At 68.4% G+C, this 23,866-nt stretch carries 19 protein-coding genes; 12 read left to right on the top strand and 7 right to left on the bottom strand.

Features of this window, described 5'->3' with window-relative positions:
* A partial coding sequence (locus BMY35_RS29200) for an alcohol dehydrogenase catalytic domain-containing protein (RefSeq protein ID WP_177213737.1) occupies window positions 1–254 on the bottom strand: 254 nt, incomplete at its 3' end.
* Window positions 255–911: 657 nt separating this feature from the next.
* On the opposite strand from BMY35_RS29200, the gene BMY35_RS29205 reads away from it, so the two are divergent.
* From BMY35_RS29205 to BMY35_RS29225, 5 genes are read left to right on the top strand one after another with little or no spacing between them, the layout of a single operon-like run.
* Window positions 912–2,090 carry an aminotransferase class V-fold PLP-dependent enzyme gene (locus BMY35_RS29205; protein ID WP_093206503.1) on the top strand — a complete coding sequence of 393 codons (1,179 nt, stop codon included), beginning with the start codon at window positions 912–914 and terminating at the stop codon, window positions 2,088–2,090.
* A gap of 41 nt (window positions 2,091–2,131) precedes the next feature.
* The gene (locus tag BMY35_RS29210) at window positions 2,132–3,031 is read left to right on the top strand and encodes a transporter substrate-binding domain-containing protein (RefSeq protein ID WP_093206504.1); all 900 of its coding nucleotides are present in this window, start codon (window positions 2,132–2,134) and stop codon (window positions 3,029–3,031) included.
* Window positions 3,032–3,073: 42 nt separating this feature from the next.
* The gene (locus BMY35_RS29215; RefSeq protein WP_093206505.1) at window positions 3,074–3,847 is read left to right on the top strand and encodes an amino acid ABC transporter permease; all 774 of its coding nucleotides are present in this window, start codon (window positions 3,074–3,076) and stop codon (window positions 3,845–3,847) included.
* On the top strand, window positions 3,844–4,536 hold the full coding sequence (locus BMY35_RS29220; protein ID WP_093206506.1) for an amino acid ABC transporter permease: 693 nt from the start codon (window positions 3,844–3,846) through the stop codon (window positions 4,534–4,536). Before BMY35_RS29215 ends, BMY35_RS29220 begins: the two co-directional genes overlap by 4 nt.
* A 19-nt stretch (window positions 4,537–4,555) precedes the next feature.
* The gene (locus BMY35_RS29225; RefSeq protein WP_170217132.1) at window positions 4,556–5,347 is read left to right on the top strand and encodes an IclR family transcriptional regulator; all 792 of its coding nucleotides are present in this window, start codon (window positions 4,556–4,558) and stop codon (window positions 5,345–5,347) included.
* A 34-nt stretch (window positions 5,348–5,381) separates the two neighbouring features.
* On the opposite strand, the gene BMY35_RS29230 is transcribed toward BMY35_RS29225, so the two are convergent.
* Genes BMY35_RS29230 through BMY35_RS29240 form a run of 3 tightly spaced genes read right to left on the bottom strand, consistent with a single transcriptional unit; the run spans window position 5,382 to window position 10,342 of the window.
* Window positions 5,382–6,116, bottom strand: coding sequence for an amino acid ABC transporter ATP-binding protein (locus BMY35_RS29230; protein WP_093206508.1), 735 nt, complete (start codon window positions 6,114–6,116; stop codon window positions 5,382–5,384).
* Window positions 6,117–6,140: 24 nt separating this feature from the next.
* Window positions 6,141–7,388: a M20/M25/M40 family metallo-hydrolase gene (locus BMY35_RS29235; protein WP_093206509.1), complete on the bottom strand. Its 1,248-nt coding sequence runs from the start codon at window positions 7,386–7,388 to the stop codon at window positions 6,141–6,143.
* Between the two features lie 5 nt (window positions 7,389–7,393).
* Window positions 7,394–10,342: an FAD-dependent oxidoreductase gene (locus BMY35_RS29240; protein ID WP_093206510.1), complete on the bottom strand. Its 2,949-nt coding sequence runs from the start codon at window positions 10,340–10,342 to the stop codon at window positions 7,394–7,396.
* A gap of 109 nt (window positions 10,343–10,451) precedes the next feature.
* On the opposite strand from BMY35_RS29240, the gene BMY35_RS29245 reads away from it, so the two are divergent.
* From BMY35_RS29245 to BMY35_RS29270, 6 genes are all read left to right on the top strand, one after another.
* Entirely contained in the window at window positions 10,452–11,348 is an 897-nt protein-coding gene (locus tag BMY35_RS29245; RefSeq protein ID WP_093206511.1) for a dihydrodipicolinate synthase family protein, read from the top strand.
* A 106-nt stretch (window positions 11,349–11,454) separates the two neighbouring features.
* Window positions 11,455–12,288 carry an ABC transporter substrate-binding protein gene (locus tag BMY35_RS29250; protein ID WP_093206512.1) on the top strand — a complete coding sequence of 278 codons (834 nt, stop codon included), beginning with the start codon at window positions 11,455–11,457 and terminating at the stop codon, window positions 12,286–12,288.
* Window positions 12,289–12,336: 48 nt separating this feature from the next.
* On the top strand, window positions 12,337–13,059 hold the full coding sequence (locus BMY35_RS29255) for an amino acid ABC transporter permease (RefSeq protein WP_093206513.1): 723 nt from the start codon (window positions 12,337–12,339) through the stop codon (window positions 13,057–13,059).
* Between the two features lie 25 nt (window positions 13,060–13,084).
* Window positions 13,085–14,539 (top strand): dihydropyrimidinase, encoded by a 1,455-nt coding sequence (gene hydA / locus BMY35_RS29260; RefSeq protein ID WP_093206514.1) that lies wholly within the window; start codon window positions 13,085–13,087, stop codon window positions 14,537–14,539.
* Between the two features lie 72 nt (window positions 14,540–14,611).
* The gene (locus BMY35_RS29265) at window positions 14,612–15,298 is read left to right on the top strand and encodes a GntR family transcriptional regulator (protein WP_093206515.1); all 687 of its coding nucleotides are present in this window, start codon (window positions 14,612–14,614) and stop codon (window positions 15,296–15,298) included.
* 103 nt (window positions 15,299–15,401) lie between these two features.
* Window positions 15,402–17,798, top strand: coding sequence for a DNA polymerase II (locus BMY35_RS29270; RefSeq protein WP_177213738.1), 2,397 nt, complete (start codon window positions 15,402–15,404; stop codon window positions 17,796–17,798).
* 74 nt (window positions 17,799–17,872) lie between these two features.
* Here the strand turns inward: BMY35_RS29270 and BMY35_RS29275 are convergent, their stop codons facing one another.
* The gene (locus BMY35_RS29275) at window positions 17,873–18,796 is read right to left on the bottom strand and encodes a LysR substrate-binding domain-containing protein (protein WP_093206516.1); all 924 of its coding nucleotides are present in this window, start codon (window positions 18,794–18,796) and stop codon (window positions 17,873–17,875) included.
* A 127-nt stretch (window positions 18,797–18,923) separates the two neighbouring features.
* On the opposite strand from BMY35_RS29275, the gene BMY35_RS29280 reads away from it, so the two are divergent.
* On the top strand, window positions 18,924–22,550 hold the full coding sequence (locus BMY35_RS29280; protein ID WP_093206517.1) for an ABC transporter ATP-binding protein/permease: 3,627 nt from the start codon (window positions 18,924–18,926) through the stop codon (window positions 22,548–22,550).
* A gap of 82 nt (window positions 22,551–22,632) precedes the next feature.
* On the opposite strand, the gene BMY35_RS29285 is transcribed toward BMY35_RS29280, so the two are convergent.
* Complete coding sequence (locus tag BMY35_RS29285) at window positions 22,633–23,448, bottom strand: class I SAM-dependent methyltransferase (protein ID WP_093206518.1); 816 nt, start codon at window positions 23,446–23,448, stop codon at window positions 22,633–22,635.
* The gene (locus BMY35_RS29290) at window positions 23,445–23,834 is read right to left on the bottom strand and encodes a cupin domain-containing protein (RefSeq protein ID WP_093206519.1); all 390 of its coding nucleotides are present in this window, start codon (window positions 23,832–23,834) and stop codon (window positions 23,445–23,447) included. Before BMY35_RS29290 ends, BMY35_RS29285 begins: the two co-directional genes overlap by 4 nt.
* Between the last annotated feature and the right edge of the window lie 32 nt (window positions 23,835–23,866).

The raw sequence follows: 23,866 nt of genomic DNA on the forward strand, positions 1-23,866 counted from the left end.
ATGACGTGGTCGCCCTTCTTCAGGGTGGTGACGCCGGGGCCGACGTCGACCACGATGCCCGCGCCTTCATGGCCGAGGATGGCGGGGAAGATGCCCTCGGGGTCGGCGCCCGAGAGGGTGTAGTAGTCGGTATGGCAGATGCCGGTGGCCTTGATCTCGACGAGCACTTCGCCGAACTTCGGGCCTTCGAGGTCCACGGTTTCGATGGTGAGCGGGGCTGCGGATTTCCAGGCGACGGCGGCTTTGGTTTTCATGGGACGAAGGTTCCTCGAGGGGCGAACGCCGCAAGGCGCGGCGATGTACGTTGGCTTCGTGGCAGAGGGAAACCCGCAAGCACCGAAGCGCATGGCACGGCAATCAGCCTGCTCACGAAGTCCTGCAGCTGCAGGGCGCGGCGGATGGTATGTCCGCGTGCCGCCTTGAGGTGTTCGGATTTCGATACGCAGGAGCCCGACGAACGGGCTTTCGCAGGCTGCCTCCTGCGTCGCGCTTGCCCGTGTGGCGCGCTGGTTGCATTCGCGTCCGGAAAGTGCAACGCAAAAAATCATCCGAACGGTTCCGGGCTCACGTCGCCCCGGCATGGTGCAGGAGTCCTGCTCTGGCAAGGGCGCCATCGCAGGGGGCGCCTGCTGCCCAGCCCTCTCCAAAACCCTGCAGGCAGTGCTTGGAAGTGCTCGTTCGACGCGGCTTGCAGCGAAATTTTGTCTCGAAATCCGGACGCGACTTCTGGAGCGATCTACCCGTGTTTTTCCTCGTAAGCCCAGCCTCCGGAACGGCCGAATATCGAGACGTGGTGACTCGAAGGCACTCCTAGGATGACACCGTCGCATCGATTCACGTCACACGGTGGTCATGCGTTCCGTGCACTAGCCGCCCCATTCCGGGGCAACGATTGTTGAACTGAGGAAGCCATGTCCGCCATTCTCGAGATTGATTCCATCCGCCAGGAGTTTCCGGTCACCAAGCGGATGCTCTACCTGGACTCCGCGCACCAGACGCCCATGGCGACCTGCGTGCGCCAGGCGCTTTCCGAATTTCTCGCGGAAGGCAACGAGATGGCCGGCCCGAAGCCGGTGTGGATGCGCCGCGTCGAGCGCGCCCGGGAGGACGTCGCCGCGCTGCTGAACGCATCGCCCGGCGAGATCGCCTTCACGAAGAACACGTCCGAGGGCCTCAACATCGCCGCCAATGCCGTTCCGCTCGCGGAAGGCGACACGGTCCTGATGCTCGAGGGCGACCATCCGAACAATGCCTATGCCTGGCTCAACCTGAAGCGCAAGGGCGTGCAGGTGCGCTTCGTGAAGGTGGCGGACGACGAGGTCGCGACGGCGGAAACCTTCGAGCCCTTCGTCGACGCCAGGACCCGGGTCATCTCGTTGTCGCACGTGACCTTCCATGCGGGCCAGCGACACGACATCGCCAGCATCGGTCGCCTGTGCGCGCAAAAGGGCATATACCTGGTCGTCGACGCGATGCAGTCCATCGGCGTGCTGCCGGTCGATGTGCGGAAGCTGGGCGTGTCCGTGCTGGCCGCCGGTTGCCACAAGGGATTGCTGGTGCCCCAGGGGCTGGGCATCCTCTACGTGAAGGCAGGTCTCGACGAGCTGCAGCCGGCGTACCTGGCGATGAGCAGCCTGGCGAATCCTCCCGAGGACTACATCGCGCGGCCCGACGACCTGGCGCCGCGCAAGGATGCAGGGCGCTTCGAGTTCGGCAACTACAACCTCCCCGACCTGCATGCCTTGTCGAGCTCGATCGAACTCATTCGAAAGACCGGCGTCGATCGCATCGAGGCCCATGTGCTCGAGCTGGGCGACCGGCTGATCGGCGGGCTCGAAACGCTCGGCGTGCGCCTCGTCGGACCACGAGCCCGTGCGGGCCGCGCGCACATCTACGTGCTGGACCTGCCGGTCGCGGAGTGGCTGGACTACTTCACGCAGAACCAGGTTCGCGTATCGCCCGAGCGCGGCGGCATCCGCATCTCCTTCGGCCTCTTCAACACTTCCGAAGACGTCGACCAGGTCGTATCGCTGATCCGGCAGCGCCTGAGCCGCGCCGCCCAGCCGGCCGCGGCAAGCCGGGTCGACTGATCGCCATCCGTTTTTTCTTCATTGATCGCAGGAGAGTCTTCATGAACCCGAAGTCGTCGTTTCTCACCGTTGCCGCAGCATGCCTGCTGGTCGCGACCATGCCCAGCTTCGCCCAGACCGGCGGGGACACGCTGCAGAAGATCAAGGAAACCGGGGCGATCACGCTCGGCTACCGCGAGTCGTCCGTGCCGTTCTCTTTCCTGGACGGCCAGCAGAAGCCCGTCGGCATCTCGATGGACCTGTGCGCGGCCATCGTGGACAAGGTGAAGCAGCAGCTGAACCTGCCGAAGCTGGAGGTCAAGCAGGTGGCCGTCAACTCGTCGAACCGCATCCCGCTGGTCGTCAACGGCACCGTGGACGTCGAGTGCGGAGGCACGGCGAACAACGCGGCGCGGCAGAAGCAGGTCGCGTTCTCCGTGGCCACCTTCGTCAGCCAGCCGCTGTGGCTGGTGCGCGTGGACTCCGGCGTGAAGAGCGCGGCCGACCTCAAGGGCAAGACCATCGTGGTTACGCAAGGCTCCAACGCCGTGGGCTTCGCGCGCAAGTTCAACGAAGAACAGAAGATGGCGCTGATGACGATCGCGGCCAAGGACCATGGCGAGTCGATGCTCACGCTCGACAGCAACCGGGCCGTGGCCTGGCTCGAGGACGACATCCTGCTGGCGGGCGAGAAGGCGAACTCGCGCAACCCGGCGTCGTTTGCCCTCGTGCCCGGCGGCTTCGACAATATCTACTACGGCCTGATGCTGCGAAAGGACGACCCGGCGTTCAAAGCTCTTGTCGACGGCGTGATCGGCGGCCTCATGAAGAGCGGCGAGTTCGACAGGCTCTACAGGAAGTGGTTCGAGTCGCCGATCCCGCCGCGCAACGTGAGCCTGGCCTTTCCGATGACGGAGAAGCTCAGGGAGCGCGTGAAGGCGCCCAGCGACCGGATCGACTGAGGCATAGCGACCACCATCACCTGACACTGACCGGAGCTCGATGTGTTCGAAGTTCTTTTCGAGACAGTCCAGGACGGCGAGGAGCTCTACCTCGCCTGGCTGTTCAGCGGCCTGGCCTGGACGGTCGCGCTGGCCCTGGCGGGCTGGTGCGTGGCCTTCGTGCTGGGGGTTCTGGTCGGCTGCGGCCGGACATCCTCCAACAGGGCCATCGCGCTGGCCGCGCGGCTCTACGTCGAGGTCTTCCGCAACATTCCCATCATCGTCCAGATGTTCCTCTGGTACTTCGTGCTGCCGGAACTGCTGCCGGCCGATCTCGGCAGCGCGATGAAGAAGATGGTGCCTCCCTGGGGCGCCTTCTTTCCCGCGCTGATCGCGCTGTCGCTCTACACCGGTGCGCGGGTGGCTGAGCAGGTCAAGGCAGGAATCGAAGCCTTGCCCTACGGCCAACGTTCGGCGGCCCGGGCACTGGGCATGACGGAGCTGGGGGTGTACCGAACCATCCTGCTGCCGCAGGCGCTGCGCATCATCATGCCGACGCTGACCAGCGAGGTGATGGGCATCTTCAAGAACACGTCGGTGGCACTGACCATCGGGCTCCTCGAGCTCACCGCACAGGCCCGGCAGATCAACGAGTTCACCTTCAAGACCTTCCAGGCCTTCGGCGCGGCAACCATCCTCTATCTGCTGCTCGCGCTCTCCGTCTACGCCGTCATGCACGGCCTGGAGAAACGACTTCGCACGCCCGGCACGGAGCCCATGATCGCGAAGCGCCGCTTCCTTTTCTTTCCCATGCGAAAGGAGGCGGCGAAGCCATGAACCACTTCGACTTCTCAGTGATCGCGCAGGCCTGGCCGTTCCTGCTCGACGGCCTGGTGTTCTCCCTGCAGCTCACGGCGGTCGGCTTTGCCGGCGGCCTGGTGCTCGGCATCGGGCTCGCTCTCGTGAGGCACCTGGAGGTGCCGGTCGCGTCGCAGCTCGCGAGCGCGTACATCACGCTGATTCGCTCGGTGCCGCTGATCATGGTGCTCTTCTGGTTCTTCTTCCTGATGCCGCTCGTGCTGATGTGGATGACCGGGGCTTCGCGACCGGTGCAGATCGGACCCGTGTGGACTGCCTTCGTGACGTTCACGCTGTTCGAGGCCGCCTACTACGCCGAGATCATCCGCGCCGGGTTCAAGTCGATCGCGAAGGGGCAGTACGGCGCGTGCAGGGCGCTGGGGATGTCGACCTGGCAAGGCTACCGGTTGATCATCCTGCCGCAGGTGCTGCGCGTGGTCAGCCCGATCCTGCTCACGCAGACGATCATCCTGTTCCAGGACACCTCGCTGGTCTACGTGCTGTCGGTCACCGACCTGCTGGGCGCCGCCTCGAAGATCGCCCAGCGCGATGCGCGCCTCGTCGAGATGTACCTGGCGGTCGCCGTGATCTACATGGTGCTCTGCTCGGCGACGTCGCAGCTCGTGGCCGTACTGAAGAGTCGCTATGCCGTCCCGGGCCGACGCTAGAAGCCGGAATAATGCGGCCATGGGCGCTGCGACCAGGAAAGCGAAGAAGACCTCGACGGCCGTCGCGGGAACGCCTGTCGAGCGGCTGTTCGCGGTGCTCAACCTGGCGGCGAAGATGGGCATGATCTCCGCGGCCGACATCGTCTACCTCCTCGACCTGCCCAGGCCCACGGCGCATCGCATGATCGCCACGCTGGAGGAGCTGCAGTTCCTCCAGAAGATGCCGGTCAAGGGCAAGTACGCGGTCGCGCCCAAGCTGGTCGGGCTGGCGACGTCGATCCTGGGCTCCACGATCGTCTACGCGCCGATCCAGGCGCTGCTGACGGCCGTTGCGCAGAAGACCGGAGAGACCTGCGGCCTCGCGCTGATGTCCTCCGGCGAGGTCGAGTACATCGCGAGCGTCATGGGGCAGTCTCCGCTCACGCTGCAGTTCCAGGCCGGGCAGAAGGCACCGCTGCACTGCACGTCCAGCGGGCAGGTCTTCCTGGCGGCGCTGCCGCCGGACGAACTCGCCAGGTTCATGGCCTCGGGGCCTTGGGAGCCGCTCACGCCCAAGACCATCACCGAGCCCAAGGTGCTCCAGGAGCGCCTTCGGAAGGTGAAGAACCAGGGGTATGCGGCCAACGAGTCGGAGTACATCGTCGGTGTGGTCGGGGCCGCGGTGGCCATACAGAACACGGACGGCCAGGTCGTGGCGGCGCTCACGATCTCCGCACCGAAGAGCCGCCGCACGCTGGAGGAGGTCGTGGCGATGGTGCCGACGCTGACGACCTACGCGGACCGGATCAGGCGGGCGATCCAGCCCAGGTGAGATCCCGGCGGCTCCCTGCGCAGGCGGTGCCGTCTCAATGCTGCAGGATCTTCGAGAGGAACTGCCGCGCGCGGTCGGAGCGCCCCGAGGGGTTGCCGAAGAACTCCTCCTTGGCGCAGTCCTCGACGATGCGGCCCCGGTCCATGAAGATCACGCGGTTCGCCACCTTGCGCGCGAAGCCCATCTCGTGGGTGACGCACATCATCGTCATGCCTTCGCGTGCGAGCTCGACCATCACGTCGAGCACCTCGTTGACCATCTCCGGGTCGAGCGCGGAGGTGGGCTCGTCGAACAGCATGGCCACCGGGTTCATCGCGAGCGCGCGGGCGATCGCCACGCGCTGCTGCTGGCCACCGGAGAGCTGGCTGGGAAACTTGTGCGCATGGGCGCGCATGCCGACGCGCTGCAGCAGCGCCATGGATGCGGTGCGGGCCTCGGAGGCGGAGCGCTTGAGCACCTTGACCTGCGCGATCGACAGGTTGTCCTCGATCGACAGGTGCGGGAACAGCTCGAAGTGCTGGAACACCATGCCCACGCGGGCGCGCAGCCTGTTGAGATCGGTCTTCGGATCGCCCACCGACACGCCGTCGACGGTGATGCGGCCCCGCTGGAACGGCTCCAGCGCATTGACGCACTTGATGAGGGTGGACTTGCCCGAACCCGAAGGCCCGCAGACCACCACGACCTCGCCCTTGCGGACCTGGGTGGTGCAGTCGGTCAGCACCTGGAAGGCGCCGTAGCTCTTGTCGACGTGGCTGATCTCGATCATGTCGTGTCCTCGATGCAATGGGATTCAGCGCGTGAGCAGCCGGTGGAGGGTGTTGGCGACCACGCGCGTGGCCTTGCGCAGCTCGTCCAGCGGCACGCGCTCGTCGGCGCGATGCCCGTTGGCTTCGAGCAGCGACTCGGGGCCGGCGCCGTACATCACGGTGGGAATGCCCGCCTCGCTGTACAGGCGCGCGTCGGTGTACAGCGGCACGCCGATGGGCGTCACGGGCTTGCCCATCACTTCGCTGGCCTCCTGGCACACCAGGGCAGCCAGTTCGTCGGCGCCGGGCGCGGGCGCGAAGGGGCGGGCCAGCAGGATCTGGCGGACTTCCACCGAGATGCCGGGCAGCGGGCGGCAGGCCGCTTCGATGACTTCGCGCAGCTCGGCCTCGACGGCCTCGGGCGATTCCTCGGGCACGATGCGCCGGTCGATGCGCAGGGTCAGCACGTCGGACACCACGTTGGTGTTGATGCCGCCGTCGATCAGGCCCACCACCATCGTGGGATGGGTGATGCCCGGCGTGTGCGAGGGGCGGGCGGCGAGGCTGTCGCGGTAGCGGTAGAGCGCGGGCAGCAGGGTGGCCGCGGCTTCGATCGCGTCGTGGCCGGTGTCGGGGCGCGCGGCATGCGCCGAAGTGCCGCGCACGACGACCTCGAGGTGGAGGCAGCCGTTGTGCGCCACCACGACGTGGTGAGAGAACGCGGCGGAAAGCACGAAGTCGGGCTTGCTCAGGCCCTTCGAGAGGATCCAAGCGGGGCCGGTCATGCCGCCGGTCTCCTCGTCGTAGGTCAGGTGCAGCTCCAGCGTGCCGGCCAGCGGCGTGCCCGAGGCCGCGAGGTGCTTGAGCGCGCGCATCGCGAAGGCGTAGGTGGTGAAGTCCGACTTCGAAACCGCGGCGCCGCGTCCGTAGAGCCAGCCGTCGTGCACCTCGCCGCCGTAGGGGTCGACGCTCCAGCCCGCGCCGGGCGGAACCACGTCGCCGTGTGCATTGAGCGCCACCACCGGGCCGTCGCCGAAGCGTTCGCGCACGATCAGGTTGGTCACGCTGCGCATGCCGTGCGCGGCCGCGAACTCGGCGGGCACTTCGTGGCGCTCCACCTCGAAGCCCATGGCTTCGAGCAGCCGCGCGGTGAGCTCGGCATGCGGGGCGCAGTCGCCCGGCGGGTTGTCTGAGGGGCAGCGCACCAGCTCGGCGAGGGTGCGCACCTGCTCGTCGAAGTGCGTGTCGATGAAGTCGCGCAGCGTGTCGCGCGGGGAGGCGTTTTCGGTCATGGCGGTCAGAGGAAGCGGTCGATGAGAAAGGGGCTGATGTCGATGTCGGCGCGGCCGCGCACGATCAGGTCGGCGACCAGCCGCGCGGTGATGGGGGCGAGCGTGTAGCCGTTGGAGGTCACGGCGTTGTAGAAGCCGGGGCGGCCCGGCACTTCGCCGAGGATCGGCGCGCCGTCGATGTTCACGTTCATGCCGGCCCAGCAGCGCACCATGTGCAGCCCGCGCACGGCCGGCAGCACGTGGCCGGCCACCCAGAGGTTGCCTTCGATGCTCTCGCGCTCGGCGCGGTTGAGGCGCATGTCCTCGTTGAAGGCGGCCGTCCAGCCGCCACCGATGATCAGGCCGCCGCTGGCCGCCTGCTTCAGGCTCAGGTGCCGGTCGGCGTGCGCGACGAGATGATTGACCAGCGGCGGCGCGGGCTCGGTCACGATCATCTGCAGCGGCGCGCCCTTGACCGGGATGCTCACGCCCAGCATGCGGCCGACGGCGCTCGACCATGCGCCGCTCGCGTTCACGACGCGCCCGGCGTGGATGGTGCCGCGCGAGGTGCGCACCATGAAGCCTGCGCCTTCGCCAGGCAGCGCCTCGATGGACTGCACGTCGCAGCCGCGCAGCATGCGCGCACCCTGCTGCTGCGCGCGCCGCGAGACCGCATAGGTGGCACGCAGCGGGTTGATCTTTCCTTCCATGGGGCAGAGTTCGGCGCCCAGCAGCTCGCCGGACAGGGCGGGCGAGAGGCGGCGCAGCTCGGCGCCGTCGATCACCTGCGCGTCGATGCCATGGCTGCGCTCCAGCGCGGCCTTGGCTTCGAGAAAGCGCATGCCGGCCTCGCTGTCGGCGACCATGAGGCCGCCGGTGATCTTGATCTCGAGGTCTTCGCCGCAGTCGGCCTCGATCTCCTGCCACAGGCGCACCGACATCGGCCCGAGCGGCAAGGTGGCCGCGGCCGGGCCGCCGCCTTCCTGCGCCTTGGCGCCGAAGTCGAAGGACAGCAGCTGCACGTGCAGGCTGCCGGCGTTGGCGCCCGAGGCCTGCAGGTTGATGTCGTCGCGGTCGACCACCGTCACGTCCTGGCCGGCCTTCGACAGGTAGTAGCCGAGGCAGGAGCCGAGCACGCCGGCGCCGATCACGAGCACGTCGGTGCGCAGCGTGGTCTCGAACGGCGCTTGCTCCACCGGCCGCGCGAGGTTGGGCGTGATGGCGGGCTTGTGGCCGCCCCACTCGGGTTTCTCGAAGCCGAGTGCGCCCGCCGGCACCGGCTTGGCGGGCGGGCGAGGCGCGAAGTACTGCTCCACCTGCGGCGGTCGGCCGGTCATCTCGGTCAACAACCTGCCCGCGGTGACGGCGCAGTAGCGCGCCTGGCAGCGGCCCATGCCCAGGCGCGTGTTGCGCTTGAGCGCGGCCAGCGTGTCGCTGCCGGCGCGGATCTGCTCGCGCACCGAGCCGAAGGTGATCTCCTCGCAGCGGCACAGCAGGGTTTCGTCGGGAACCGCTTCGAGGGATATGGGCGGCGGTGCGTAGATCGACCACAGCGCCTGCTGGAAGCATTCGGCGCGATGCAGTTTTTCCGTCGCTTCTTCTGGTTCCGGGGCTTGCAGGCCCAGATTTCGCGCGACGGCGGTGCCCGCCAGCGTGCCGCGCGCAAGCGCGACGCGGCAGCCGCCGAGATCGGCGCCGTCACCCACCACATACACGCCGGGCAGGCTGGTGGCGCCGTCTTCCTGCGTGACGGTCGCGAGATAGCCGAGGTGGCGGGGCGCGAGGCGGTGCTCGCAGCCGAGCATGCGCGCGAGCTCGGTGGAGGGGATGAAGCCGTAGCCGAGACAGAGTGTGCCGGCTTCGAGGCGGCGCACCGTGGAGGGAACGGCGTGGCCTTGGGCGTCGATCCGCGCTACTTGCACCGAGCTCAATTCGGCGGAGCCTTCCGCGGAAACGACGGCGTGTTCCCACAGCACGGGCACCTTGTGCGCGCGCAGCTTCCGCAGGTAGCGCCAGCCGTCGATCAGCAGGTCGGGGGCCGTGCGCGCCGCAGCGAGTAGATGGCGCCATTGCCGCGGCGAGGGGCGCGGGGCCGACTCCAGTACGGCGACGACCTCGGCGCCGCCGGCGAGAAGCTCCGCGGCGAGCTGCAGGTTGAGCGGCCCGTTGCCGGCGATCACCACGCGGCGCCCGGGTGCGACGCGGTATGCGCGCGCGAGCGTCTGGCCGGCGCCGGTGGTCATCACTCCGGGCAGGGTCCAGCCGGGGAAGGGCGCGGGGCGCTCGTAGGCGCCGGGGGCGATGACGAGCTGCCGGCAGCCGATGACGCAGGCTCGTCCGTCGATGAGCGCCGCGACCTCGCGCGGCGAGAAGGCGGCCCAGACCTGCGCGCCCTGGGCGATGACGACGCCGGCTGCGCGGACTTCATGTTCGAGCGCGAGGCCCTGCGCGAACTGGCGGTCGGCCGGCGAGGGCGCCTCGTGAGAAGGCGCGAGCGGCTTGTAGAACTGGCCGCCGGACTGGGGGCGCTCGTCGAGTACCAGCACATCGGCACCCGCCCGGCGCGCGGCGAGCGCGGCCGAAAGTCCGGCCGGGCCCGCGCCGACGACGAGCACGTCGACCTGACGGCGCTCGGGTTCGGCGCCGGGCGCTGGGGTGAGCGGCCGCAGCGGATCGTTGGGCGTACCGGCGGGTTGCGCCGAGCGAACCTGCTGGCCGTCGGCCACTTTCGTGAGGCAGGCGCGCTGGCTGGCCTGGCCATCGACGGTGACGAGGCAGTCGAAGCACGCCCCCATGCCGCAGTAGAGACCGCGGCGCTCGCCGCCGCGCGTGTGGCGCATCGCCTTGATGCCGCCGGCCGCCAGCGCCGCCGCGATGGTTTCGCCTTCCAGGCCCTCGACGGGCTGCCCGTCGTACCAGAAGCGCACGGGGCGCCCGGCCGGGGTGATGGAAGGGTGGGTCAGTCTGGCGCTCATGGGCAATGCGAAGGAAGAACGTCAACTTACGGTTGACGCGTCGAATTGTATACGTATACTCAACGTATACATATACCGAATCGACTCGAATTTTCCCCAAGGACTGCCCATGACAGCGTTCCGAGGCACCTATACGGTGCTCATCACCCCCATGACCGCCGACGGCAAGCACGTGGACGTGCCTGCGCTGAAGAAGCTGGTCAACTGGCAAATCGAGGAAGGCATCCACGGGCTGATCCCCCTGGGAAGCACCGGTGAGTTCCTCTCGCTGACGCCCGACGAGCGCCAGCTGGTGATCGAAACCTGCGTGAGTACCGCTGCAAAACGCGTGCCGGTGTTGATCGGTACCGGAGCGGAGTGGACCGACGAGTGCGTGCGGCTGAGCCGCGAGGCCGAGGACATGGGCGCCGACGGCGTCATGATCATTCCGCCCTTCTACAGCACGCCCACCGACGACGAGCTGTTCGAGCACTACCGCAAGGTGGGCGAGGCCATCGGCATTCCGATCATGGTCTACAACAACCCGGCCACCGCCAACGTCGACCTCAAGCCCGAGCTGGTGGCGCGCCTCTCGCGCATCGACAACTGCAAGTACATCAAGGAGTCGACGCTCGAGGTGACCCGCGTGCGCGACATCATCGAGCTGTGCGGCGACCGCATGACCGTGTTCGCGGGCATCCTGGGCTACGAATCGTTCTGGCTCGGCGCCCAGGGCTGGGTGGCCGTGTGCTCCAACCTCATCCCGAAGATGTCGGCGCGCCTGTTCGAGCTGGTGGCCGACGAGCGCGACATGCCCGCCGCGCTCGAGCTCTATAAAAAGATGCTGCCTATCGTGCGCTGGGTCGGCGGCCACCGCTACGTCGCGGCCTCCAAGGACGGCCTGTCGATGATGGGCCTGCCGGTCGGCAAGCCCCGCGCCCCCCGCCTGCCGCTGCCCGATGCGGACGTCGCGGACCTGCGCCGCGAGCTCGCACGCCTCGAACTGCTGGACTCGATCCGCGCCTGACGCCGCCGCCGCTGCACGCCAGGCACCTCATTCCCGTTTCTCCGTTTTCCCCCGTTTTCTCCGTTTCTCACCTCGTCGCCTCGATCCTCCCTCCAGGACAAACATCATGAAACTGCTCCCCGCTCTCGCGTCGGCAACGGCACTCTTCATCTCCTGCGCTGGCGTCGCGAACGCGCAGCAGGCCTGCAAGTCGCCCGTGCCGGATTCGGCCCTCGTCAAGAAGGGCACGCTGACCATGTCGGTCAACCCGACGCTGCCGCCGATGCAGTTCGTCGACCAGTCCGGCGCGCTCAAGGGCATGCGCGTGGAGCTGGGCGAGCAGATCGCCAAGCGCCTGTGCCTCACGCCCGAGTACGTGCGCATCGAGTTCTCGGCCATGATCCCCGGCCTGCAGGCCGGCCGCTGGGACGTCATCAACACCGGCATCTTCTTCACCGACGAGCGCGCCAAGCTCATGCAGATGCTCGTCTATGAAGACCAGGCCATCAGCATCAGCGCCGCCAAGGGCAACCCGCTGAAGATCGCCAAGCCCGAAGATCTCTCGGGCAAGAGCATCGGCGTGGAGATCGGCGGCTTCGAGGAACGCAAGGCGCGCGAGCTCGACAAGCAGCTCACCGACAAGGGCATGAAGGGCATGACCATCCGCACCTTCGAGAACTTCGCGATGGCCTTCCAGGCACTGCGCGCGGGGCAGGTCGAGGTGGCGCTGTCCATCGACTCGACCGGCGCCGAATACCAGAAGCGCGGCGACTTCGAGCGCGTGCTGCACGGCCTGTTCCCCACGCCGGTCGCGCTGGCCGCGCGCAACAAGGACCTGGCCGCCGCGATGGCCAAGGTCATGAACGACATGAAGGCCGACGGCAGCTTCCAGAAGCTGTTCGACCAGTACGGCGTCAAGGCCGCCGACGGCGCCGTGGCCGTCAAGGGCCCGGCGAGCTGACGGCGCGCCGTCATCGACATCGCCATCGAGCAAGCGAAGGAGACTTCCATGGGACAAGGCTGGAGCTGGTCGGGCTTCTTCGACTACCTGTTCAATCCGTACATCCTCAGCGGCGCGGTGACCACGCTGTGGCTCACGCTCGCGGCGATCGCGGGCGGGTTGGTCGTGGGCTGCGCGCTGGCACTGGCCCGCCTGTCCAGCCACCGCTGGCTGGCGGCGCCGGCGCATTTCTACATCTGGGTGTTCCGCGGTACGCCGCTGCTGGTGCAGCTCATCATCATCTTCACCGGGCTGCCGCAGCTGGGGCTGAAGCTCTCGGTGATCGAGTCGGCCCTGCTGGGGCTGATCCTCAACGAGGCGGCCTACCTCGCCGAGATCGTGCGCGGCGGCATCCAGTCGATTCCCGTCGGGCAGACCAACGCGGCGCGCGCCGTGGGCTTCAGCAGTGCGCAGACCATGCGCTACATCGTGCTGCCGCAGGCCATGCGCCTGATCGTGCCGACGCTGGGCAACAGCATCAACGGCCTGCTCAAGACCACCTCGATCACCTCGGTGATCTCGATGGAAGAGCTGCTGCGCCGCACGCAGGTGCTGATCCAGGAGAAGTTCATGGTGCTCGAGCTCTTCATCGTTGCGGCCATCTACTACCTGCTCATGACCACCGCCTGGGACTTCGTCCAGCGCCGCATCGAGCGCCACTACGGCCGTGCCTACGGCAATGCCGCCACGCCGCCGGCGGTGCCCGCCGAACCTGCGCTGGAGCAGCGCTAGGAAGAACGATGAGGAACCAACGCCCATGAGCACCTACGACCTGATCCTGCGCAACGCCGACATCGCCACCGCCGGCGACCGCTACACCGCCGACATCGGTGTGCGCGACGGGCGCATCTGCGCCATCGCGCAAGGCCTCGACGCGAGCGCCGCGCGCGAGATCGACGCACGCGGCCGGCTGGTCACGCCCGGCGGCGTCGACGGCCACTGCCACTTCGACCAGCCCACCAGCGACGGCTCGCGCTTCGCGGACGACTTTCTCTCCGGCACCCGCTCGGCGGCCTGCGGCGGCACCACCACCGTGCTGCCCTTCGCCGCGCAGCAGAAGGGCCGCAGCGTCCAGGAGGCCGTCGACGACTATCACCGCCGCGCCGAGGGCAAGGCGGTGATCGACTACGCCTTCCACCTGATCGTGGCCGACGCCACGCGCGACGTGACGCAGCGCGAGCTGCCCGCCTTGATCGAGAAGGGCTACACCTCCTTCAAGATCTACATGACTTACGACGACCTGAAGCTGGACGACCGCCAGATCATCGAGGTGCTGGCTACCGCCCGCCGCCACGGCGCGATGACGATGATCCACGCCGAGAACAGCGACTGCATCGCCTGGCTCACCGAGCAGCTGCTCGACGCGGGCCTCACCGCGCCGCGTTACCACTCCAGCTCGCGGCCGATGGCGGTGGAGCGCGAGGCGACGCACCGTGCCATCGCGCTGGCGGAACTGGTCGACACGCCCATCCTGATCGTGCACGTCTCGGGCCGCGAGGCCGTCGAGCAGATCCACTGGGCGCGCGGGCGCGGACTGCCCATCCATGCCGAGACCTGTCCGCAGTACCTGTTCCTGAGCGCGGAGGACCTGGGCATCGACCCCGACGATCCGATGCATGGCGCGCGCTGCATCTGCAGCCCGCCGCCGCGCGACAAGGCGAACCAGCAGTTCATCTGGAACGGCCTGTCCAGCGGACTCTTCACCATCTTCTCGTCCGACCACGCGCCCTTCAACATGAACGGCAGCGACGGCAAGCGCGTGGCCGGCGACGACGCTTCCTTCGACCGCATCCCCAACGGCATTCCCGGCGTGGAAACCCGCCTGCCGCTGCTCATGAGCGAAGGCGTGCTCAAGGGGCGCATCGACATCCACCGCTTCGTCGAACTCACGGCCACGAACCCGGCGCGCCTGTACGGCCTGTACCCGCGCAAGGGCACCATCGCCGTGGGCAGCGACGCCGACTTCGTGGTGTGGGACGTGTTCCCCCAGGGCCAGGAGAAGCTGCTGTCCAACGACATGCTCCACCACGACGCCGACTACACCCCCTACGAGGGCATGCGGCTGCGCGCCTGGCCCGGCCTGACCGTCTCGCGCGGGCGCGTGGTGTGGCGGGACGGCGTGTTCCAGGCCGAGCCCGGCTCCGGCCAGTTCCTTCCGTGCCTGCGGCCCCGTGCGCCCAACGACGGCAATCCGCTGGACAAATGGCTCTGAAAGAATGGCCCTGAGCCCGCCAGGCCGGCCCTGCTAAGCTCACCCGCCCTCGTGGCTTCCGCCCATTCCCGCATGCCCAGCCTTCCCAGCCCCTCGCAGCCCGCCACCATCACGATCGCCCCCCTGGAGGTGCGCTCGGCCAGCCTGGCCGAACAGGCCTACGACCGGCTGCGCACCCTCATCCTCGATCGCCAGATATCGGCCGGCAGCCCGCTGCAGGAGGCGCGGCTGGCGGAAGACCTGCGCATCTCGCGCACGCCCATGAGGGAGGCGCTGGTGCGGCTGGCGGGGGAGGGGCTGCTGGTGCGGCGCGACGCGCGCTCCTACGCCGTGCGTGCGCTGGAGACCAAGGAATACTTCGACTGCATGCGCGCGCGCGAGGTGATCGAGTGCGAGGCCATCGCGCTGGCGGTGGGCAAGATCACCGACGCCGAGATCGAGACGCTCGAGGCCGACATCGCGACGCTCGGCGCCAGCGAGCACAGCGAAACCGAACACTGGCACTTCGACGATCGCTTTCACATGCTGATCGCTACGGCCAGCGGCAACGTGGTGTTTCCGCGGCTGGTGGAAGAACTGCGCGTCAATGCGCGGCTCTTCCGGCTGCACAGTCCGCTGCACCGGCAGCCGGAGAACCACGACGAGCACGGAGAGATCATTCGCGCACTGCGCGCGCGCGACGCCGAGCGCGCCCGCGCGGCCATGCGCGACCACCTGCGCAACCTGCAGGAAGACGTGAAGCGCGCGCTCACCGAGTAGTTCGGCTGCGTGCCGGAAGGCGCCCGGACGAGTGGCGCTGTCAGATGCAGTGGCGACTGCGCAAGAATCGGTGGTGACCGAGTCCGCCCTTCCTCGCACCCCCATGCTCCAGCCTCCCGTGGCGCCCACCGAACTCAAGGGCTTCATCCTCACCCGCCACTGGCGGGATGCCCCGGCAGGCACGGAAATCGAATACTGGCTGGCCACGGATGCGGGGCCGATGCGGGTCGTGCTCACTTCCCAGACCTCCGTCGCCTTCGTCGCGACCCGGCACCGCGCGGCGGTGGAGGCTCAACTGGCCGCCATGCCTGGGATGGAGATTCGCGAGCTCGAATTGAAGAACTTCCAGCAGGAGCCCGTCGTCGGTGTCTACGCGAAGCACTTCCGGCAGATCGGCCGGCTGGCGCGCGCACTCCGGGCGCAGGACATCCCGCTGCTCGAGGCCGACGTGCGCCCGCACGACCGCCACCTCATGGAGCGGTTCATCACCGCCGGCGTGCAGGTGGAAGGAGGGCACACGGACCGTTGCGCGCTCGTCGACTGCAGGCTCAGGCCCGCGCCCGACTACCGTCCGGCGCTCAGGATGGTGTCCCTGGACATCGAGACCAGCCAGTACGAGGCGCTCTACTCCATCGCGCTGGACGCAACACAGGACCGGACCGTCTTCATGCTGGGCGAGCCGCCGGCCGTGCCGGGCGAGGCAGCGGCGAGTGCGGACTTCTCGCTCGTCTACTGCCCGACCCGCAAGTCCATGATCGAGAAGCTCAACGACTGGTTCGAGAGGAACGACCCGGACGTCATCGTCGGCTGGAGCGTCATCCAGTTCGACCTGCGCGTGCTGCAGAAGACGGCCGACGACTGCGGGGCGCAACTCCTTCTTGGACGGGATCGGCACACCATCGACTGGCGCACCCATCCGGGCAAGCAGGGCTACCTGTTCGCCTCCGTGCCCGGGCGGGTGATCGTCGACGGCATCGAGGCGCTGCGGGCCGCGATGTGGAGCTTTCCCTCCTTCAGCCTGGAGAGCGTCTCGCAGGCGCTGCTGGGCGAGGGCAAGGCCATCGGCGACGAGTACGACAAGATGGCGGAGATCGAGCGGCGCTACCAGGAGGACAAGCCCGCGCTCGCGCTCTACAACATCCGGGATTGCGAGCTGGTCCTGCGCATCTTCGAGAAGGCGAAGCTGCTGCAGTTCGTGATGGAGCGGGCCCAGACCACGGGCCTGCAGATCGACCACTTCGGCGGCTCCATCGCGGCGTTCAGCCACCACTACCTGCCGCGCATGCATCGCCTGGGCTACGTGGCGCCGAGCGTGGGCGAGATCGCGAGCAAGGCCTTTCCCGGCGGCTACGTGATGGACTCGAAGCCGGGGTTCTACGACTCCGTCGTGGTGCTGGACTACAAGAGCCTTTATCCCTCGATCATCCGGACCTTCCTCGTCGACCCCGTGGGCCTCGTGGAAGGCGCCAACGCCGCCGACCCTTCAATGCTCGTCCAGGGGCCCCAGGGGACGACCTTCTCGCGCACGAGGCACTGCCTGCCCGAGATCGTGACCACGCTCTGGCGCGCGCGGGACGAGGCCAAGCGGGCCAGGAACGAACCGCTGTCGCAAGCCCTGAAGCTGCTGATGAACTCGTTCGCCGGCGTGCTGGGTGCGTCCGAATGCCGTTTCTTCAATCCCAGGCTGGTGTCCGCCGTGACCCTGCGCGGGCACGAGATGATGAAGCTCACGCGCGAATTCGTGGAGCGCCGGGGCTACGAGACCATCTACGGCGACACCGACTCCATCTTCATCTGGCTCGGGCGCACCCACGCCAACGGGGAGGCACATGCCGTCGCGGCGGGCCTGGTGAAGGACATCAACGACTGGTGGACGCGCACCCTTCGCGAGACACACAAGCTTGAGAACTTCCTGGAGATCGAGTTCGATACCCACTACAGCAAGTTCTTCATGCCCACCATCCGCGGCTCGGACGTGGGCAGCAAGAAGCGCTATGCCGGCCTGAGCAAGGACGCCGCGGGCAAGGAGGAAATGATCTACCGCGGCCTGGAGATGGCCCGCAGCGACTGGACCCCGTTGGCGCGGCAGTTCCAGGAGGGGCTGCTCTCGCGCATCTTCCGGGGCGAGCCCTACGAGGAGTTCGTGAGGGAGTACGTGCGCTCGACGCTGTCCGGCGGCAAGGACGAGCTGCTTGTCTACAGGAAGCGCCTGCGCCATCGCCTCGATGCCTACCTCGTCAACGTGCCGCCGCAGGTGCGCGCCGCGCGCATCGCGGACGAACACAACGACCGGCTCCACCGACCCAGGCAGTACCAGAACGGCGGCTGGATCCGGTACGTCATGACCCGCAGCGGCCCGGAGCCGATGGAGGCCCTCCACTCCCGCATCGACTACGACCACTACCTGAGCCGGCAACTGCAGCCGATCGCCGACGCCATCCTCCAGCCCATGGGCAAGAGCTTCGCGGCCCTGACGACCTCGCAGCAGCATCTTTTCTAGCGCGCCGCGAGCGGGGCGAGGCTTTCCGGACTCGGCGTCCGGGCCTTCGTCCGGTCACCCCGGGCCATGCAAGGTCACCACGTCGGCGCGCGGCGGCCCTCTTCGGTCAGGAACTCCACCAGCGTCGGCAGCGATGCGTCCATCGGCCGGTTGGCGTGGATCCGCATCACATAGCCCCATGAGCCGGGCATGCTCAGGCCCGGCGTCAGCGCCACCAGCCGGCCGCGGGCGAGCTCGTCGTCGATCAGCGGCGCCCGGCCCAGCGCGATGCCGACGCCCGCCGCCGCAGCGGCGGCCACGGTGGACAGGCCGCTGAGCACCAGCGGATCCTGGCCGGCGCCTTCCGGCAGGCCCAGCCGCACGCGCCAGGTGCGCCAGTCGGTCTCGGGGCTGTCGACATGCTTTTCCTGCAGCCAGCGGTGGCGCGCGAACACGGCCGGATCGTCGCGCTCGTGCGGCGCGACCAGGGCCGGGCTGCAGACCGGCACCACGGTTTCGGTCATCAACGGAATGTCGCCGGGCGCCGCCAGGTGCGGCCCGAGGTCGCGCACATGCAGGAACGCGAGGTCGATGTCCTGCGCCTTCCAGGCGGGGTCCTGGCTGGCGTGCAGGAACACCTGCACGTCGATGTCGGGGTGCAGCTCGATGAAGCGCCCGATGCGCGGCGCCAGCCACAGCGCGGCCAGCGAGGGGTTGGCCGACACGTTCAGGCTGCGGCGGCGCCCGCCTCGGGCGCTGGCGCGCGCATTGCCGCAGGCGGTCTCGAGCAGGGTCAAGGCCTGTTGTACGGATGCCAGCAGCGCGGCACCGGCCTCGGTGGTCTGCGCGCGGCGCACCGTGCCGCCGCGGTGCAGCAGGAGCACCCCCAGGTCGGCCTCCAGCGCACGCAGCTGATGGCTGACGGCACTCTTCGTGACGTTGAGTTCCGACGCGGCACGGCTCAGGCTGCCCAGGCGGGCAACGGCTTCGAACGCGCGCAAGGCGGCCAGGGGCGGCATGAGGATCGGAATGAACGGCAGGTCGTCGGAGGGTGCAATTTATCTCAACTCCCGATTGAAAAACTATCGCTTTCGCACGTGCGGCGGATGCAAGACCATCGCGGCTTCGCAGAAAGCATCGACCGACATGTACTTCGACATCAGGCTTTGGCAATTGACCGCGGGACTGCGCTTGCGCATGGCGGGCGGCATCTTCCTGGGGTTGCTGGCGCTGGCCGCCGGCATCGCCCGCTACGTCTTCCTCGGCCAGTTGCTGGCGCGCGTGTTCGAGGGAGCACCCGCCAAGGAGTGGATCGCGCCGGCCGCCTGCGTCGGCGCCATGGTGCTGCTGCGCGCCTTGTTCGACCACCTCCGCACGGTGCAGGCCAACCGTTCCTCGGCCGACATGCAGCAGGCGCTGCGTGCGCGGCTGTACGACCGCATCGTGGCGCTGGGCCCGGCCTGGTTCGCCAACCAGCGCACCGGCGGCGTGATGCTGACGGTGGTGGACGGCGTGGAGCAGCTGCAGACCTTCTTCGGCCAGTACCTGCCGCAGGTCGTCATCGCGGCGGTGGCGCCGTTCGCGATCTTCGCGGTCATCGCCTTCTGGGACGTGCCGACCGCGCTGGTATTCCTGGTCGCGGCGCTGTTCGCGCTGTTCGGCCCGATGGCGGTGCACATGCTGGACCGCCGCGCCAGCCTGGCGCGCAGCCGTTCCATGGACGAGTTCGGCGAGGAGTTCCTCGACGCGGTGCAGGGCCTGCCCACCCTGAAGTCCTACGGCCAGGGCAAGGCCTGGGGCGAGCGCCTGGCCGCGCGCGCCCGCAAGCTCTCCGACAGTACTTTCTGGGTGCTCTCGGTCAGCCTGCTCACGCGCGGCATCAGCGACCTGGGCGTGGCGCTGGGCGCCGCACTGGCGCTGGCACTGGGCGCCTGGCGGGTGGCGTCCGGCGACATGAGCGTGGAGGCGCTGCTGATCGTGCTGATGGCCGGCACCGAGATCTTCCGGCCGCTGCGCGAGCTGCGTTCCGTCCTGCACCGGGGCATGCTGGGCCAGTCCGCCGCGGCCAGCATCCACGCGCTGATGGACGCCCAACCGGTGACCGCCGCACCCGCTGCCCAGGCGACTGCCGCACCGGCGCGCCTGGAACCCACCATCGAATTCGACGGAGTGGCGTTCTCGTACTCGCCGCAACGTCCCGCCCACCGGGGCCTGTCGTTCCGCATCGCGGCCGGCGAGCGCGTCGGCATCGTGGGCCCGAGCGGTGCGGGCAAGTCCACCATCGTGCGCCTGCTGCTGCGCGAGTGCGTGCCGCAGGCCGGCACCGTCCGCGTGGGCGGCCACGACATCAACGGCCTCGACACGCAGACGCTGCTGAGCCAGATCGCACTGGTCAGCCAGGACATCACGCTGTTCCACGGCACCATCGACGACAACCTGCGGCTGGGGCGGCCCGACGCCACCCACGAACAGGTGCGCGCCGCGGCGCGTGCCGCCAACATCGACGACTTCATCATGGCGCTGCCGCAGGGCTACGCCACGCCCATCGGCGAACGCGGCCTGCAGCTGTCGGGCGGCCAACGCCAGCGCGTGGCGATCGCACGCGCGCTGCTGCGCGACGCGCCCATCCTGATCCTGGACGAAGCGCTGTCGTCGGTGGACACCGAGAACGAGGCATTGATCCAGCAGGCGCTGGACCGACTCATGGCCGGGCGCACCACGCTGATCCTGGCGCATCGCCTGGCCAGCATCATCGGCGCCGACCGCTGCCTGGTGCTGGACCAGGGGCGCGTGGTCGAGCAGGGCCGGCACGCCGAGCTGATGCGCCAGCAGGGCCTCTATCACCGCCTGATGCACGAGCAGGCGCTCGACCTGGCCGGCACCGACACCGCCGTCGCTCCGGCGCCTGCGGCGGCGCAGACGGCCTCGCCGCGCGGCTCAAGAGAAGATGGCGACGTCGATGTCGATGACGACGGCGGTCGCAGGCCGGAGCCGCGCCTTCTGGACGCCGATGCCGACAAGGTCGGCTGGAAGGCCACGCTGGCCACCCTGCTGTCGGTGGTACAGCCTTGGCGCGGCACGCTGATCGCCACGATCCTGCTGGGTGTTGCGCGCGTGGCGGCCTTCATCGGCGTCGGCGTGCTCAGCGCGCTGGTGGTGGCCGCGATACGCGACGGCCGCGACACCACCGCGCTGATCGTCGGCCTGCTGGTCGCTGCGCCGCTGGCCGCGCTGTTTCACTGGCTCGAGTCCTGGCTGGCGCACGCCATGGCCTACCGGCTGCTCGCCGACATGCGCATCAAGCTCTACGACAAGCTGGAGCGGCTGGCGCCTGCCTACCTGCTGCAGCGGCGCTCGGGCGACCTTGTCGCGCTGGCCACGCACGACGTGGAAATGGTCGAGTACTTCTACGCCCACACCATCGCGCCGGCCATCGTCTCGGTCCTGGTGCCGCTGTCGGTGCTGGGTTTCCTGGCGGCGTACAGCTGGCCTGTCGCCCTGGCGCTGCTGCCGTTCCTGGCCTATGCGCTGGTGTCGCCCATCAGGGGCCGGCGCAAGGTCGACGCACTGGGCGACCGTGCCCGTCACGCGCTGGGCGAGATGAGCGCCCACACCGCCGAGACCATCCAGGGCCTTGCCGACCTGACCGCCTTCCAGGCCACGGGGCGCCGCCGCGCGCAGTTTCTCGCGGTGGCCGACCAGAGCCGCACGAGGCGCCTCGAGATCCTGGACGACCTGTCGCGCCAGACCGCGTGGTTCGAAATTGCCATGGGGCTGGGCGGCCTGACCGTCGCCGTGATCGGCGCATGGCAGGTGGCCATCGGTGCCTTGCCCGCCGGCATGCTGCCGCTGCTGGTGCTGATCGCGTCGGCCACCTTCCTACCGGTGTCCGAGATCTCGCAGGTCAGCCGGCAGCTGGCCGACACCATCGCGGCCACCCGTCGCCTGCATGTGGTCAACAACGAGCCCGAGCCGGTCGTCGACGGTCCGCTGCTTCCGCCGGCGTCGACCCACGGCCTGTCGCTGGCCTTCGAGGGGGTCTTCTTCGCCTACCCCGGCAAGACGCGGGACGCCCTGCGCGACCTGAGCTTCACCGTTCCGGCCGGAGCCACGGTGGCCGTGGTCGGCGCCTCCGGCGCGGGCAAGAGCACCGTGGCCAGCTTGCTGCTGCGGTTCTGGGACCCCCGCCAGGGCACCGTCAGCATCGACGGCGTGGACGTGCGCCAGCTTCGGCTCGACGGCCTTCGCGAACGCGTCGCGCTGGTGTCGCAGGACACCTACCTGTTCAACGACACGCTCGAGGCGAACATCCGGCTGGCCCGCCCCAACGCCGGCAGCGAGGAACTGGCCCAGGCCCTGGAGCGTGCCGCCCTGACGGGCTTCGTGCAGACCCTGCCCGACGGCCTGGCCACGCGCGTCGGCGAGCGCGGCATGCAGCTGTCGGGCGGCCAGCGCCAGCGCATCTCGATCGCCCGCGCCTTCCTGAAGAACGCACCGGTGCTCATCCTGGACGAGGCCACCTCGCACCTGGACACGCTCTCGGAAATGCAGGTGCGCAGCGCGCTGGACGTCCTCATGCAGCACCGGACCACGCTCGTGATCGCCCACCGACTGTCTACCATCCGCGACGCCGACCTGATCCTGGTGCTGGACGACGGCGCGCTGGCCGAAGCCGGCACGCACGAGCAGCTGCTGCGCCAGCAAGGCATCTACGCGAAGCTGGCCAGCCACCAGGGGGCGGGCGTGATGCAACCGCAGCGCGCGCGGGCGTGAAGGAGGATCGAGCCGCAGGCCGCGCGTGGGAGCGCGAGCGCTTCCCGCGGTTCGTGCCGGCCGGGCGACGGGACACCGCGGATCAGCCCACTTCCACCGTCACTCGCAGGAACGTCGCGGCGATCAGGCAGGTGTTGGGGTACTGGCTCTGGTTCTGGCTCTGGAACAGCGTCACCAGTTCCGTGCGCAGTTCGTCGGTGCGCCCCGCCTGGGCTGCCGCGTCGAATGCATTCATGGTCGGGCCGTAGAACTGCCGGAACGTGTCGACGAACTCCGCCGGTGAACCTTTGAAGTCGAAGATGTAGCTATCGCGTTCGTAGCTGATGGCCTCCGAAGCGACGCCCGCTGCGCCAAAGCGCTCGATGATGTTCGGGGTCGAGCCCCAGCCCATCGGGCTCACGAAGCCCTCGGGCGGCGGGGGCGCATACGACGAGCTGATCTTCAGGATCTGCGCCACCAGCGTGGGGTCGTTCGGGATCCAGTTGCCCATGAGGATGCGGCCGCCCGGGCGCGTGACACGCACCATCTCCCGTGCCGCGTCGAAGGGCTTGGGCGCGAACATGGCGCCGAACATGCTGATGACGAGGTCGAAGGACTTGTTCTCGAGCCGCAGGTCGCAGGCGTCCCCTTCCTCGAACCGGCAGCTGGCCGACAGCCCGGCCTGGGCTGCCCGCCGGTTGCCCGCGGCGACCAGGTTGGCGGCGATGTCGACGCCCAGCACCTGTGCGCCGAGTTTCGCGGCCGGGATGGCGGTGTTGCCATCGCCGCAGCCGAGGTCCAGCACCTTCATGCCGGGCGTGATGTGCGCGTGCCGCACGACGTCTTCACCGCTCTCGCGCATGCTCTCGGCGATGCGGGTGAAGTCGCCTTTTTCCCAGAGGGCCTTGTTCGGGTTCATGACTTCACCTTCTCGATCATGTGGTCGATCACGTGCGTGTGCTCGTGTTGCGGGCTGAACATCACGATCTCCGCGTCGGCGTCGACCTTGACGTTGTGGCCGGGCGGCCAGTAGAACAGGTCGTTGGCCTGGACGGTCTCCTGCTCCCCGGCGTCGTCGGTGGTGGTGATCCGGCCCTTGAGCACGAACCCCCAGTGCGGGCACTGGCAGGAGTTGTGGTTGTTCAGGCCCTGGAAGAGCGGCGTCGTGTCGACGCCCGCCGACAGCGTGAAGTACTCGCCGCTGATCTTGCTGTAGCCGGTCGCGTCACCGAAATTCAAACGCTGCCGGATCACGGCACCGGGAATTTCCATCTTCACGTCGACTGTGTCTTTTGCGATATGCATGAGGTACTCCTTGAGGGTCCGCGGGCGCGGGG

This window comes from Variovorax sp. YR750 (assembly GCF_900109805.1).
Classification (GTDB): Bacteria; Pseudomonadota; Gammaproteobacteria; order Burkholderiales; family Burkholderiaceae_C; genus Variovorax; species Variovorax gossypii.

Coding starts and splice junctions, on each gene's coding strand:
- BMY35_RS29235 (WP_093206509.1), bottom strand. CDS start 7,388: ATGACCGAAAACGCCTCCCCGCGCGACACGCTGCGCGACTTCATCGAC.
- BMY35_RS29270 (WP_177213738.1), top strand. CDS start 15,402: ATGCTCCAGCCTCCCGTGGCGCCCACCGAACTCAAGGGCTTCATCCTC.
- BMY35_RS29265 (WP_093206515.1), top strand. CDS start 14,612: ATGCCCAGCCTTCCCAGCCCCTCGCAGCCCGCCACCATCACGATCGCC.
- BMY35_RS29230 (WP_093206508.1), bottom strand. CDS start 6,116: ATGATCGAGATCAGCCACGTCGACAAGAGCTACGGCGCCTTCCAGGTG.
- BMY35_RS29285 (WP_093206518.1), bottom strand. CDS start 23,448: ATGAACCCGAACAAGGCCCTCTGGGAAAAAGGCGACTTCACCCGCATC.
- BMY35_RS29210 (WP_093206504.1), top strand. CDS start 2,132: ATGAACCCGAAGTCGTCGTTTCTCACCGTTGCCGCAGCATGCCTGCTG.
- BMY35_RS29220 (WP_093206506.1), top strand. CDS start 3,844: ATGAACCACTTCGACTTCTCAGTGATCGCGCAGGCCTGGCCGTTCCTG.
- BMY35_RS29255 (WP_093206513.1), top strand. CDS start 12,337: ATGGGACAAGGCTGGAGCTGGTCGGGCTTCTTCGACTACCTGTTCAAT.
- BMY35_RS29250 (WP_093206512.1), top strand. CDS start 11,455: ATGAAACTGCTCCCCGCTCTCGCGTCGGCAACGGCACTCTTCATCTCC.
- BMY35_RS29205 (WP_093206503.1), top strand. CDS start 912: ATGTCCGCCATTCTCGAGATTGATTCCATCCGCCAGGAGTTTCCGGTC.
- BMY35_RS29225 (WP_170217132.1), top strand. CDS start 4,556: ATGGGCGCTGCGACCAGGAAAGCGAAGAAGACCTCGACGGCCGTCGCG.
- hydA (WP_093206514.1), top strand. CDS start 13,085: ATGAGCACCTACGACCTGATCCTGCGCAACGCCGACATCGCCACCGCC.
- BMY35_RS29290 (WP_093206519.1), bottom strand. CDS start 23,834: ATGCATATCGCAAAAGACACAGTCGACGTGAAGATGGAAATTCCCGGT.
- BMY35_RS29275 (WP_093206516.1), bottom strand. CDS start 18,796: ATGCCGCCCCTGGCCGCCTTGCGCGCGTTCGAAGCCGTTGCCCGCCTG.
- BMY35_RS29240 (WP_093206510.1), bottom strand. CDS start 10,342: ATGAGCGCCAGACTGACCCACCCTTCCATCACCCCGGCCGGGCGCCCC.
- BMY35_RS29245 (WP_093206511.1), top strand. CDS start 10,452: ATGACAGCGTTCCGAGGCACCTATACGGTGCTCATCACCCCCATGACC.
- BMY35_RS29280 (WP_093206517.1), top strand. CDS start 18,924: ATGTACTTCGACATCAGGCTTTGGCAATTGACCGCGGGACTGCGCTTG.